The 13535-nt window shown below is 62.6% G+C and carries 13 protein-coding genes; 5 read left to right on the top strand and 8 right to left on the bottom strand.

Annotated features, from left to right (window positions below):
• Position 1: 1 nt before the first annotated feature.
• The 7 genes from nagE to HX873_RS21870 all read right to left on the bottom strand — a co-directional run bounded on the left by nagE (position 2) and on the right by HX873_RS21870 (position 8515).
• The gene (gene nagE / locus HX873_RS21840; protein WP_218170368.1) at positions 2-1660 is read right to left on the bottom strand and encodes an N-acetylglucosamine-specific PTS transporter subunit IIBC; all 1659 of its coding nucleotides are present in this window, start codon (positions 1658-1660) and stop codon (positions 2-4) included.
• Between the two features lie 74 nt (positions 1661-1734).
• A complete protein-coding gene (gene ptsP, locus HX873_RS21845; protein WP_177123190.1) occupies positions 1735-4242 on the bottom strand; it encodes a phosphoenolpyruvate--protein phosphotransferase in 2508 nt (835 codons plus the stop codon).
• A 36-nt stretch (positions 4243-4278) separates the two neighbouring features.
• A complete protein-coding gene (locus HX873_RS21850; RefSeq protein ID WP_023659131.1) occupies positions 4279-5301 on the bottom strand; it encodes an SIS domain-containing protein in 1023 nt (340 codons plus the stop codon).
• Positions 5282-6388, bottom strand: coding sequence for an N-acetylglucosamine-6-phosphate deacetylase (gene nagA / locus HX873_RS21855; RefSeq protein WP_087695120.1), 1107 nt, complete (start codon positions 6386-6388; stop codon positions 5282-5284). The genes HX873_RS21850 and nagA overlap by 20 nt, the downstream gene beginning before the upstream one ends.
• Positions 6389-6398: 10 nt before the next feature.
• Positions 6399-7157 (bottom strand): GntR family transcriptional regulator, encoded by a 759-nt coding sequence (locus HX873_RS21860; RefSeq protein WP_003209609.1) that lies wholly within the window; start codon positions 7155-7157, stop codon positions 6399-6401.
• A gap of 263 nt (positions 7158-7420) precedes the next feature.
• On the bottom strand, positions 7421-7924 hold the full coding sequence (locus HX873_RS21865; RefSeq protein ID WP_003209608.1) for a murein L,D-transpeptidase family protein: 504 nt from the start codon (positions 7922-7924) through the stop codon (positions 7421-7423).
• Between the two features lie 42 nt (positions 7925-7966).
• Positions 7967-8515 (bottom strand): NUDIX hydrolase, encoded by a 549-nt coding sequence (locus HX873_RS21870; RefSeq protein WP_003209606.1) that lies wholly within the window; start codon positions 8513-8515, stop codon positions 7967-7969.
• 146 nt (positions 8516-8661) lie between these two features.
• Between HX873_RS21870 and HX873_RS21875 the strand changes: the two genes are divergently transcribed.
• The 5 genes from HX873_RS21875 (at position 8662) to purT (ending at position 11923) form a co-directional block, all read left to right on the top strand.
• The gene (locus HX873_RS21875) at positions 8662-9264 is read left to right on the top strand and encodes a CoA pyrophosphatase (RefSeq protein ID WP_003209605.1); all 603 of its coding nucleotides are present in this window, start codon (positions 8662-8664) and stop codon (positions 9262-9264) included.
• A gap of 39 nt (positions 9265-9303) precedes the next feature.
• Positions 9304-9828, top strand: a complete 525-nt coding sequence (locus HX873_RS21880) for a gamma carbonic anhydrase family protein (protein ID WP_008438249.1) — start codon at positions 9304-9306, stop codon at positions 9826-9828.
• A complete protein-coding gene (locus HX873_RS21885; RefSeq protein WP_008438244.1) occupies positions 9825-10040 on the top strand; it encodes a DUF1289 domain-containing protein in 216 nt (71 codons plus the stop codon). Before HX873_RS21880 ends, HX873_RS21885 begins: the two co-directional genes overlap by 4 nt.
• Positions 10041-10204: 164 nt before the next feature.
• Complete coding sequence (locus HX873_RS21890) at positions 10205-10672, top strand: hypothetical protein (RefSeq protein ID WP_003209599.1); 468 nt, start codon at positions 10205-10207, stop codon at positions 10670-10672.
• Between the two features lie 69 nt (positions 10673-10741).
• Positions 10742-11923, top strand: a complete 1182-nt coding sequence (purT, locus tag HX873_RS21895) for a formate-dependent phosphoribosylglycinamide formyltransferase (RefSeq protein WP_008438243.1) — start codon at positions 10742-10744, stop codon at positions 11921-11923.
• A gap of 126 nt (positions 11924-12049) precedes the next feature.
• Here the strand turns inward: purT and HX873_RS21900 are convergent, their stop codons facing one another.
• Positions 12050-13360 (bottom strand): MFS transporter, encoded by a 1311-nt coding sequence (locus tag HX873_RS21900; RefSeq protein ID WP_177008147.1) that lies wholly within the window; start codon positions 13358-13360, stop codon positions 12050-12052.
• Positions 13361-13535: the final 175 nt, after the last annotated feature.

Genomic DNA, 13535 nt, shown 5'->3' on the forward strand with positions numbered 1-13535 from the left:
TTCAGGCTTTTACCCCAACCTCACGGCCACTGACCAACCGCTCCAACGCCTCACCCAACCCCGAAGCCTTGTCACCAATCAGCAAGTGCCAAACCCCACTCTCAAGCTGGCTCACACCCTGGCAACCCAGCGCCGTCAGTTGAGATTCCGACAACACCGAACCATCCCCCAACTCCACCCGCAGCCGCGTCATCGCCACCGCATCCAATTGCAAAACATTGGCCCGACCGCCCAGCGCACTCAGCCATTTCTCGGCCTCATGCACGTTCACCGGCGTGCTCTTCTCAACCGGTGCAGCAGCGACCGGAGTGACTCCAACATACGAAGGCATCGCCAACCGAATCTCATCGGCAATGCTGTCCGCCATCGGCCCGACCACCACCTGCAAACTCCCGCCATTACCCGGTCGAACCACGGCCATCGCACCCAGCGCCTTCAACTCGGCATCCACCGCCTTGTTGCGGTCCACCATGTCCAGCCGCAGACGCGTCGTGCAAGCACCCACACTCAGCAGATTCTCTGCACCACCCAGCGCCCGAATGTAAGCCCCGGCCCGTTGGTTATCGGTCATGGCCTCGGCCTGCGCGACCTGAATATCCTCACGCCCGGGCGTCTTCAAATTGAAGCGACGGATGCAGTAGTTGAACACGCTGTAGTAGATCACCGCATACGCCAGCCCAACCGGGAATACCAACCAGCCGTTGGTGGATTTACCCCAACCCAGCACCATGTCGATAAACCCACCGGAGAAGGTAAAGCCCAGGTGAATGTTGAGCATGTTGGTGATCGCCATCGACAACCCGGTCAGCAGCGCATGCACCAGGTACAGGAACGGCGCGAGGAACATGAAGGCGAATTCGATCGGCTCGGTGACCCCGGTCAGGAACGAGGTCAGCGCCATCGACAGGAAAATCCCGCCCATGATCTTGCGCCGCTCCGGCAGTGCATTGCGGTACATCGCCAGGCACGCCGCCGGCAGGCCGAACAGCATTACCGGGAACATGCCGGTCATGAACTGCCCACCTTTCGGGTCGCCGGCAAAATAGCGAGTCAGGTCGCCGGTCACTACCGCGCCGGTCGTCGGGTCGGTGAAGGTGCCGAACACAAACCACGCCATGTTGTTGAGGATATGGTGCAAGCCGGTGACGATCAGCAGGCGGTTGAACACGCCAAACACGAACGCACCAAAACTGCCGCTTTCCATCAGCAGCACGCCGAAGCTGTTGATGCCTTGCTGCACGGGTGGCCAGATCAAACCAAAGATCACCCCCAGCGCCACTGCGGAGAACCCGGTGACGATCGGCACAAACCGTCGCCCACCAAAAAATGCGAGGTACTCCGGCAGCTTGATGTCCTTGAAGCGGTTATACAGCGCACCGGCCATCAAGCCGCTGGCGATGCCCGCGAGCATGCCCATGTTGATGCTGGCGTCCATCACCTTGAGGGTGGAGACCATCACCAGGTAACCGATGGCGCCTGCCAGGCCCGCCGTGCCGTTGTTGTCGCGGGCAAAACCCACGGCAATGCCGATGGCGAAGATCAGCGCCAGGTTGGCGAAGATCGCCTGCCCGGCGTCGTGCATCACCGCGATGTTCAGCAGGTCAGTGTCGCCCAGTCGCAGCAGGAGGCCGGCGATCGGCAGAATCGCGATCGGCAGCATCAGCGCACGGCCCAGGCGTTGCAGCCCTTCGATAAAATATTGGTACACGGCGTGTCTCCCTATTCTTGTTGTTTTCAGCTCAGCGGCCAGTGGTGTTGACAGGCTTGGCGAACGGCTTTGGCGCTGCTCAGGTTAAGCAGGCTTTGGCTCAGTTGCCGGCATTGGGCTGCGTCCAGGTGACGGACACGGTCCTTGATTTCTCCGATCTGCGGCGGGCTGACGGACAGCTCGCTGATGCCCAGACCGATCAGCACCGGCGTGGCCAGCGGGTCGGACGCCAGCGCCCCGCACACACCGACCCAGCGCCCATGCTTGGCTGCGCCGATGCACGTCTGGGCGATCAGCCGCAACAGCGCCGGGTGCATGGCATCGACCCGGGCGGCGAGGCCGGCGTGGTCGCGGTCCATGGCGAGGGTGTACTGCGATAGGTCATTGGTGCCGATGGACAGAAAGTCCGCGTGCTCGGCCAGTTGTTCGGCCATCAGCGCCGCCGCGGGCACTTCGATCATCACCCCCAGTTCCGGGCGTTGGGTCAGTTCCAGCTCGGCGCACAGTTCATCGAGGCGCTGGCGAATGTGCAGCAGTTCGTCGACTTCGCTGACCATTGGCAGCAGGATGCGGCAACGTTCCAGCGGGCTGACCTGGAGAAGGGCACGCAGTTGCTGGTCCAGCACCTCCGGACGCACTTGCGCCATGCGAATGCCCCGCAGGCCCAGCACCGGGTTGGTCTCGAACGGCAGCGGCAGGTAGTCGAGTTGCTTGTCGCCGCCGACGTCGATGGTGCGGATGATCACGGACTTGTCACCCATGGCATCCAGCACGGCTTGGTAGGCCTGGCGCTGCTCTTGCTCGTCGGGCGCGGTGCGGCGATCGACGAAGAGAAATTCTGTGCGCAGAAGGCCGACGCCATCGGCGCCATTCTCGAAGGCCAACTGGGCTTCGGCGCTGGAGGCGACATTCGCGGCCACTTCAATACGCACGCCATCCTGAGTGCTGGCGGTGCCTTGAGCCTCCGCGTGCTGCTGTTGGCGCCGCAGTTTCTGTGCATCGCGCAACTGGTGAACCTGGGCGTGGCGCGCATCATCCGGCGTCAGCTCCAGGCGGCCGTTGGCGGCATCCAGCACCACGCGCTGGCCTTGGGGCACATCAAGCAATTCAGTGCCCAGTGCAACCACGCACGGCAAGCCTTTACCCCGCGCCAGAATCGCCACATGAGACGTCGCGCCGCCTTCGGCCATGCAGATACCGGCGGCGTGTTGATTGCTCAGTTGCAGCAGATCCGATGGGGTCAGCTCATGGGCCGAGACGATAGCGCCGGCCGGCAAATCAAAATTCCAGGCCTCGCCCAGCAACGCCCGCAGCACGCGTTGCTGCAAGTCGCGCAGGTCGTTGGCGCGTTCGGCGAACAGCGGTTTGCCTAGGGCGAGCAGCACCGCGCATTGGGCCTGGATCGCATCACGCCAGGCGTGAGTGGCGGCGCTGCCCTGTTCGATGGCGGCGGTGGCGGCCTCCAGCAACGTAGGGTCTTCCAGCAGGGCCAGGTGGGCGGCGAAGATCTCTTCTTCCTCCACATCCTTGCGCTGACGGGCCTGGTCCAGGGTGTGGCGGATTTCGCTACGCACCTGTTCCAGGGCGCTGTCCAGGTGCTGCAATTGTTCATCCGGCACGTTGTTGCCCGGGTCCACCGGCAGCTCGATTCCGTTCAGGCGGAACAACGGGCCGCAGACCAACCCCGGCGCGGCACACACGCCTTGCAGTACTCCGGCTTCGGTATTCGCGCGGCGTGGGGCGACGGCCACTGGAGCGTGATGCGCTTCGCCAACTTCCACCGACAGCGCAGCGATCAGTGCTTGCAGCGCCGCTTCACAATCCTTGCCACGACAGGTGACCTGCACCTCGTCCTGCTCACCAATCCCCAGGCCCATCAAGCCGATCAGGCTGTCGCACGAAGCCGACTTGCCAGCGAAATGCAGCTGCGACTGGCTGCTGAATGCCTGTGCAGTCTTGCGGATCAAGGCAGCGGGGCGCGCATGCAGGCCGCCACGATGGGTGATGCGAATAGTCGCGCTGGCTTCGGTGACCGACTCATCAATCACTTTCGCTGCACCGGCCAACCGTGCAACCACATGCAGCAGCGGCTCGCCGACCTTCACTGTTTTCAAGGTGATCGGCCGTAGCTCAAACAGCTCGCTGTTGGTCAGGATGATCAAGCTGACCAGGCTTTTGCACTGCCGCGCAATCAGGTCCAGGTCAAACTGCACCAGTGCCTGGCCCTTGCTGACCCGCGCACCTTGCTTGACCAGCAGCGCAAAGCCTTCGCCATTCAATTCCACCGTGTCGATGCCCACGTGCATCAGCAATTCAGCGCCATTATCGGCGCGAATGGTCAGCGCATGCCCGGTGCGGGCGACGTGGATGATCACGCCATCACACGGCGCGTGCAGGCAATCGTTGAGCGGGTCGATGGCAATGCCGTCGCCCATGGCGCCACTGGCGAACACTTCGTCGGGAACGTCGCCCAGGGTCAGCACCGGCCCACTGAGGGGAGCGCTGAGGGTGAGGTCTTTATTATTGTGGGACATGGGCACGGTACTCATCAGGAAAACGCTGCAATCAACTCAGTGGGTGCGGGTCACTTTGCTCAAGTGACGCGGTTGGTCCGGGTCCATGCCCCGGGCCTCTGCCAAACCGGCGGCCATCACGTAGAAACTCTGGATCGCCAGGATCGGGTCCAGGGCCGGGTGTTCGGCGCGGCTCAGAGTCAGGTCGCGCTCGGCGATGTCATCGGGGGCGGCCAGCAGCACGCGGGCACCGCGCTGGCGCATATCGGCGGCCAGGCTCAGCAGGCCGGCTTGTTCGGCGCCGCGTGGGGCGAAGACCAGCAGCGGGTAGTTGTCATCGATCAGGGCCATCGGGCCATGGCGCACTTCGGCGCTGCTGAAGGCTTCGGCCTGGATCGCCGAGGTTTCCTTGAGCTTGAGCGCGGCTTCCTGGGCAATGGCAAAACCGGCGCCACGGCCGATCACCATCAGTTGCTGGCAGTCGCGCAGGGCGTCGATGGCCAGGCTCCAGTCTTGCCTGGCGGCTTCACGCAAACCTTCGGGCAGTGCCTTACAGGCTTGCAGCAACTCGTCTTCCTGATTCCAGTGGCCGATCAGCTGGGCGCTGGCGCTCAGGGTCGCGATAAAGCTTTTGGTGGCGGCGACGCTGCGTTCCGGCCCGGCGCACAGCGGCACATGGAATTCGCAGGCGGCTTCCAGTGGCGAGTCTTCGGCGTTGACCATCGAGATGCTCAAGGCGCCGCGCTTGCGCAACAGGCGCAGGCTGTTGACCAGGTCCGGGCTCTGTCCCGACTGGGAGAAACCGAACGCCACTTGCCCGCTGACCTTGAGCGGCGATTGCAGCATGGTCACCACCGACATCGGCAGCGACGCCACCGGAATCCCCAGATGTTGCATGGTCAGGTAGGCGAAGTAACTGGCGGCGTGGTCCGAGCTGCCACGGGCGATGGTCATCGCCACTTGCGGTGGCTGGCGACGCAGGCGGCCGGCGACTTCCACCAGCAGCGGGTCCAGGCGTTGCAGTTGAGCCTCGACGGCCTCACAGGAGGCCAGGGCCTCTTCAAGCATTTTTGAAGTCAATGGTTTCTCCTTCGACCATTACGTCGGTGAGGTGCAGGGAGCGGTCCAGGCGCACGCAGTCGGCAAAGCTGCCGGGTTGCAGGCGACCGCGTTCTTCGAGGCCCAGGTAGTCCGCAGGAAATTGCGACAGGCGTTGTGAGGCTTCGCTGATCGGCAGGCCGATCTTCACCAGGTTGCGCAGCGCCTGGTCCATGGTCAGGGTGCTGCCGGCCAGCGTTCCATCGGCAAGGCGGACGCCGCCCAGGCACTTGGTCACGGTGTGGCTGCCCAGCTTGTATTCGCCGTCGGGCATGCCGGCAGCGGCGGTGGAATCGGTGACGCAGTACAGGCACGGGATCGAGCGCAGCGCCACGCGCATGGCACCGGGGTGCACGTGCAGCAGGTCGGGAATCAACTCGGCGTATTTGGCGTGGGCCAGGGCCGCGCCGACGATGCCGGGCTCGCGGTGATGCAGCGGGCTCATGGCGTTGTACAAGTGGGTAAAGCTGGTGGCCCCGGCGGCGAGGGCGGCGACACCTTCTTCATAGCTGCCCAGGGTGTGGCCGATCTGCATGCGCACGCCACGTTCGCTGAGGGCGCGGATCAGGCCGTCATGGCCGGCGATTTCCGGAGCAATGGTGATCACCCGGATCGGCGCCAGGCGCAGGTATTCTTCGACTTCGGCCATCAAGGCGGTGTGGGCGAAGTTCGGTTGTGCGCCGAGTTTTCCCGGATTGATGTAGGGGCCTTCCAGGTGCACGCCCAGGACACGAGCGGTGCCGGTCGGGCGGCTTTCGCAATAGGTGCCGATTTCGCCGAGCACGCGGGAAATCTCATCCACTGGCGCGGTCATGGTGGTGGCCAGCAGCGAGGTGGTGCCAAACCGCACGTGGGTGCGGGTGATGGTGTGGAAGGCGTCGGTGCCTTCCATGATGTCTTTGCCGCCACCGCCGTGCACGTGCAGGTCGATAAAGCCTGGCAGCAGGTACGGCAGGTCGTTGTCAGCCGGGTTGCACGGGCTGCCTTCTACGGCAGTGACCTTGCCGTGCTGGTGCACCAGGCGGCCGCGAATCCAGCCGTGTGGCGTGAGGATATTGTCTTCGGACATGGGCAGTTCTCTAAATTCGCAGTTCAGCGGAATAGTCGTGGCGGCGCAGTTCTGCGACGAAGTCGTAGTAGTCGTTGCGGCAGTAGGTGTCGGTGATTTCAATCGGGGTGTTGTCGGCGGTGTAGCCCACCCGGGTCATCAGCAGCATGGCGGTGCCAGGGGCGATGCCCACCAGGGCTGCGAACTCGTCCGAGGCGTTGATCGCCTGGATGTGTTGCAGGGCGCGCACGATGGGTTTGCCGATGCTTTCCAGGTATTCGTAGAGCGAGTTGCCGATGGCCTGCGGGTGGGGGAGGACGGAGGCGGGCATGGCGGTCATTTCAATCGCCATCACCGTGTCGTCGGCCTTACGCAAACGCTTGAGCCGCGCGACTTTGTCGCTGGGTGACAGGCCCAGGCGAATCAATTCTTCATGGGTCGGCGGGGTGATGTCGCGCTCCAGCCACTGGGACGTCGGCACAAAGCCCTTGAGCCGGAGCATTTCGCTGAAGCCCGAGAGGCGCGACAGCGGTTGTTCCAGGCGTGGCGTGATGAAGGTTCCGGAGCCTTGGCTGCGACGGATCAGGCCTTGTTCGAACAGCACTTCCAGCGCCTTGCGGGCGGTCACCCGGGAAATGCTCAGTTGCTCGCTGAGGGCGCGTTCCGACGGCAATGCCTGCTCGGATTTCCACTGGCCGGCATGAATCGCGGCTTCGAGGTTGCGGGCCAGTTGCAGGTACAGCGGCGTCGATTGTTTATCGTCGGGGCGCAGGGCCAGGATGGGGTTCATCGTGTCGGTTTCCGATGCGGTTATTGGAGTGTTGTCGCCCGGTAGTGATCGCAAGCTAATACCACTTAAATACCATGTCAATGCAGCGAAAACAGTGCGGGCGAGCGTTTGCTGGCGCCTTAATAGTGCGCCAGTTCAAGTGGTATTAGAGAGGTCTTTATTTCAGGCAGAAGCGCGCAGCTTGCCGAGGTGAACTGGTATTCACCGGCAGGCCACCCATGGGGCGGGAATTTTTTTTGAATTATTTTACGAGGGGCAGGAAATTACGGACGAATCTCGATCATCGTGCCGTCTTTCACCAGGTTCCAGACTTCGCGCATGTCGACATTGCGCATGCCGATGCAGCCGTCGGTCCAGTCCAGGGTGTGGAACAGCTCTTCGGGGTAGTCCTCGGCGTCGGGGGTGCCGTGGATCATGATCATGCTGCCGGGCTTGACTCCTTCGCGGCGGGCGCGCGCGGAATCGCTGATATTGGGGTAGGAGATGTGCATGGCCAGGTTGAAGCGGTCGCTGGTCTTGCGCCAGTCGATCCAGTAGAAACCTTCCGGGGTGCGGCGGTCGCCTTCCATCAGCTTGGTGCCCTTGGGGTTCTTGCCCAGGGAAATGCGGTAGGTCCTGAGGGGCTTGCCGTCATTGATCAGTTGCAACTGATGGGCAGACTTGAGCACCAGGATTTTCTCGACGGGTTTGCCCCCCAGGATCACTTGGGTGGAGGCTGGCGACAGCGTGGCAAACGACAGGCAGATCAGAGCAAGCAACCAACGCATTGAAACGGTATCCCCTGAAAAGACTACGTGCCGCCTGGATTGTTATTTGGCCAACTGGGTCAGCGGCGGCACCGATTCGCTGCGCACCGGATACGACTGTTGCCGGCGGTCAGCAAAAAAGCATTCTAAGGTACGCCCGACCGTGCGGAAAGCCAGCTCGGACCAAGGGATGTCGGCTTCATCGAATAAGCGCACTTCAAGGCTTTCGGGGCCGGCGGCAAAATCCAGGTCGATCAGTTCGGCCCGGTAGAAGATGTGCACCTGGCTGATGTGCGGCACGTCGATCAGGGTGTAGATGCTCAGGTTGCGCACCCGGGCGCAGGCTTCTTCCAGGGTTTCGCGCATGGCGGCCTGCTCGACGGTCTCGCCGTTCTCCATGAAGCCGGCGGGCAAGGTCCAGAAACCCAGGCGCGGCTCGATGGCGCGCCGGCACAGCAGCACCTGGTCGCCCCACACCGGTACGGTGCCCGCGACGATATTGGGGTTCTGGTAGTGAATGGTCTGACAGTGATCGCAGACATAACGCAAGCGTGCGTCGCCTTCGGGAATGCGCTGGGTGACCGGTTTACCGCACTGGCTGCAGAAGTTCATGCTGGGGTTCCTGGAGAGTGCGCCTATCTTGGCGTGACCGGGTATGGGCTGCAAGTTGTCGTTTAGCGACATGGCCAGGGTTTTGGGGTTGGGCGTGCGCAAGGTTTGGTGCATGATGCAAGGTAGCCAACAGACCGAGATGACTCATGCTGGACGAGCTACTTCGCCGGGTAAGCAATCATACGCCCCACACGCTGGAGACCGACGGTCGTTTCCCGGAAGCGGCGGTACTGGTGCCGATCACCCGCAGTGACGAACCCGAGCTGATCCTGACCTTGCGCGCCAGCGGGTTATCCACCCATGGCGGCGAAGTGGCGTTCCCTGGCGGGCGCCGCGACCCGGAAGACCCCGACCTGATATTCACCGCGCTGCGCGAAGCCGAAGAAGAAATCGGCCTGCCGCCGGGCCTGGTGGAAGTCATCGGCCCGTTGAGCCCGCTGATTTCCCTGCACGGTATCCGTGTCACGCCTTATGTAGGCGTTATCCCCGATTACGTCGAATACCTGGCCAATGACGCCGAGATCGCCGCTGTGTTCAGCGTGCCCCTGGAGTTTTTTCGCCAGGACCCGCGCGAACATACCCACCGTATCGATTACCAGGGCCGCAGTTGGTACGTGCCCAGTTACCGGTTTGGCGAATACAAGATCTGGGGGCTGACGGCGATCATGATTGTCGAACTGATCAATCTGCTCTATGACGATGCCGACATCAGCCTGCATCGACCGCCGAAAAGCTTCATCAATACCTAAGAGCCAGATGGCCATCGTTCCTGCCGTGAGGATCCACCTATGAAATACCGCCTGGGCGACGCCCGAGTCGAAACCCATCCCAACAGCTGGGTGGCCCCCAATGCCACGCTGGTGGGCAAGGTCAAGCTGGAGGAGGGCGCCAACGTCTGGTTCAACGCGGTGTTGCGCGGCGACAACGAGCTGATCCTGATCGGCAAGAACAGCAACGTGCAGGACGGCAGCGTGATGCACACCGACATGGGTTACCCGCTGACCCTTGGCACCGGCGTGACCATCGGCCATAACGCCATGTTGCATGGCTGCACCGTCGACGATTACAGCCTGATTGGCATCAATGCGGTGATTCTTAACGGGGCGAAGATCGGCAAGCACTGCATCATCGGCGCCAATTCGCTGATCGGCGAGGGCAAGGAAATTCCCGATGGTTCGTTGGTGATGGGCTCGCCGGGCAAGGTGGTGCGGGAACTGACCGACGTGCAGAAGAAAATGCTCGAGGCCAGCGCTGCGCACTATGTGCATAACGCCCAGCGGTATGCCCGTGATCTGGTTGAGCAGGAAGAATGAACCCGGTAGAACGACCCGTCGCCTCGCCGTGCGTGAGCATTTGTGCGCTGGATGACGATGATATCTGCACGGGATGCCAGCGCACGGTGGATGAAATCACCCGCTGGAGTCGCATGGACAATACCGAGCGCCGGGTAGTGCTGGGGTTGTGCCATGAGCGGGCGAAGGCGAGTGGGCTGGTGTGGATGATTCCGGGGAAGTCCGGCGCCTGATAGACCGCTTTCGCGAGCAAGCCCGCTCCCACATTTGATTGCGTTTATCTTGGAGGAATGCGTTCAAAATGTGGGAGCGGGCTTGCTCGCGAAAGGGCCCGCCCAGACGACATATTTCCAAATGTGAAGTACCCTGTGCCCCTTGTTCACAGGTCCCTCGCCCCATGTTCTTCCTGATTGCCTACATCAGCAGCGTCGTGCTGATCAACTTCGCCTTTTCCACCGCTCCGCACCTGGATGTCATCTGGTCCGCCTGGGGCGGCCTGGTATTTGTCCTGCGGGACATGGTGCAAACCCGTTTCGGCCATGGCGCGATCATCGCCATGCTGGCGGCGCTGGTGCTGTCCTATATCACCTCCGATCCGTCCATCGCCCTGGCCAGCGCCACGGCGTTCGCGGTGTCCGAATGCATTGACTGGCTGGTGTTCAGCATCACCAAGCGCCCACTCCACGACCGCCTGTGGATAAGTTCGGCGCTGAGTATCCCCCTCGATACCTTCATCTTTTTCGGCCTGATCGGCGCCTTGACGCCCGCGGTCGCCGGCACTGCCCTGGTGTCGAAATTCGCCGGCGTTACCGTGGTGTGGCTGGCCATGGCCTGGCGTTTGCGCCGGCAGCGCGTCGCCAACTGAAGCCAATCTTTACAGTTCATGTAAAATGCCGGCCTTTCTCCCCACGATCCGCTCCCCTGAGGACCTGAGATGACCCGAATCGGAACTCCATTGTCGCCAACCGCGACCCGCGTAATGCTGTGTGGCTGCGGTGAGCTGGGCAAGGAAGTGGTAATCGAACTGCAACGCCTGGGCGTTGAAGTGATTGCCGTGGATCGCTACGCCAACGCGCCGGCCATGCAGGTTGCCCACCGCAGCCATGTGATCAACATGCTCGATGGCGCCGCCCTGCGTGCCGTGATCGAAGCCGAAAAGCCGCACTTCATCGTGCCGGAAATCGAAGCGATCGCCACCTCCACCCTGGTTGAGCTGGAAGCCGAAGGCTTCACCGTGATCCCGACCGCCCGCGCGACGTTGCTGACCATGAACCGCGAAGGCATCCGTCGCCTGGCCGCCGAAGAGCTGGACCTGCCGACCTCGCCGTACCACTTCGCCGACACCTTCGAGGACTACAGCAAGGCCGTCACCGACCTGGGCTTCCCGTGTGTGGTCAAGCCGGTAATGAGTTCGTCGGGCAAGGGCCAGAGCTTGCTGCGCAGCGCCGATGACGTGCAGAAAGCCTGGGATTACGCCCAGGAGGGCGGGCGTGCCGGCAAGGGCCGCGTGATCATCGAAGGCTTTATCGACTTCGACTACGAGATCACCCTGCTGACCGTGCGCCACATTGGCGGCACTACCTTCTGCGCGCCTGTCGGTCACCGTCAGGAGAAGGGCGACTATCAGGAATCCTGGCAGCCACAGGCCATGAGCCCGATTGCACTGGCGGAATCCGAGCGCGTTGCCAAGGCGGTAACCGAAGCGTTGGGTGGTCGTGGTCTGTTTGGCGTCGAGCTGTTTATCAAAGGCGATCAGGTGTGGTTCAGCGAAGTGTCGCCGCGCCCCCATGACACTGGCCTAGTGACCCTGATTTCCCAGGACTTGTCGCAGTTCGCCCTGCATGCGCGGGCAATTCTCGGCCTGCCGATCCCGTTGATCCGTCAGTTCGGGCCTTCGGCTTCGGCAGTGATCCTGGTGGAAGGCAAGTCGACCCAGACGGCGTTTTCCAACCTGGGTGCAGCCTTGAGCGAGCCGGATACGGCGTTGCGTCTGTTCGGCAAGCCGGAAGTGAATGGCCAGCGCCGTATGGGCGTGGCGTTGGCGCGGGATGAGTCGATTGAGGCAGCGCGGGCTAAAGCCACTCGTGCTTCGAAGGCTGTTGTTGTAGAGCTGTAACCCCCCGCCGATCGTTCCCACGCTCCGCGTGGGAATGCCGCGCTGGACGCTCCGCGTCCGCTCTTAAGGGCGTGACGCAGAGCGTCACCGGATGCATTCCCACGCAGAGCGTGGGAATGATCATCATCAGGCGACCTTGTTCAAATCGTTATGGCGCGTCTCTTTCAGGCACAACACAGCAATCAAGCTGATCACCGCTGCCGCCGACACATACCCGCCGACATAACTCAAACCGCCCATCGCCACCAGCTTGGTCGCGAAGAACGGTGCCGCCGACGCACCCACGATCCCACCCAGGTTATACGCCGCCGAAGCACCGGTATAACGCACGCGGGTCGGGAACAGTTCCGGCAACATCGCGCCCATCGGGGCAAACGTCACGCCCATCAGGAACAGCTCCAGCGCCAGGAACAGTGCCACGGCCCAGGTTGAACCGTGGGTCAGCAACGGCTCCATGGTGAAGCCGGAAAGGATGGTCAGGATCGCACCGACAATCAGCACCGGCTTACGCCCGTAACGGTCGCTGGCCCACGCCGCCAGCGGCGTTGCCGCGCCCATGAACAGCACCGCGAAGCACAACAGCCCGAGGAAGGTTTCACGGCTGTAACCCAGCGTAGACACGCCGTAGCTCAGGGAAAACGCGGTGGTGATATAGAACAGCGCATAACACACCACCATCGAGGCCGCACCCAGCAGGACCGGCAGCCAATGCTGGCTGAACAGTTCCACCAGCGGCACCTTCACCGGCGCTTCCTTGGCCACGGCGTTCGCGAACACCGGCGTTTCATGCAGTTTGAGCCGTGCATACAGCCCCACCATCACCAGCGCCGCGCTGAGAATGAACGGAATGCGCCAGCCCCAGCTGCGGAACTGTTCGTCGCTCAGGCTCATGGCCAGGATCAGGAACAGCCCGTTGGCCGCCAGAAAGCCAATCGACGGGCCCAACTGCGGGAACATGCCGAACCAGGCGCGTTTGCCCTTCGGGGCGTTCTCGGTGGCCAGCAACGCCGCGCCGCCCCATTCGCCGCCAAGCCCGAGGCCCTGGCCGAAGCGCAGTACGCAGAGCAGGATCGGTGCCCAGGCCCCGATGCTGTCATAACCGGGCAGCAAGCCGATCAGCGTGGTGCACACGCCCATCAGCAGCAGGGAAGCCACCAGTGTCGACTTGCGGCCAATCCGGTCACCAAAGTGGCCGAACAGCGCCGAGCCCAGTGGCCGCGCGATAAACGCGATACCGAAGGTCAGGAACGAGGCGAGCATCTGCGCCGTGCCGGAGGTTTGCGGGAAGAACACCGGGCCGATCACCAGCGCGGCGGCAGTTGCGTAGATATAGAAGTCGTAGAACTCGATGGCGGTGCCGATGATGCTCGCGGTGGCGACCCGGGCCGTCGAGTTGGTCGGGGCGGCGGTCGCCGTCTCGTTATAGGTGGTGCTCATTGAGGTATCCCTGACGGTCATTGCGCGTTTGGACGCGGATTATTATTGGTCGAACACCCATGGATCAGGGTTGTGCGCGGGGCGGCTCGGGATGGGAGCAAACACCGGTCAGACACGGTAAAACGCTGCCTGGACGCGCTCAGTGCGGGTAGCACGCGGTCGGGCGGGGCTTGGG

The organism is Pseudomonas sp. P7758, from assembly GCF_013386485.1.
In the GTDB taxonomy this organism is placed as follows: domain Bacteria; phylum Pseudomonadota; class Gammaproteobacteria; order Pseudomonadales; family Pseudomonadaceae; genus Aquipseudomonas.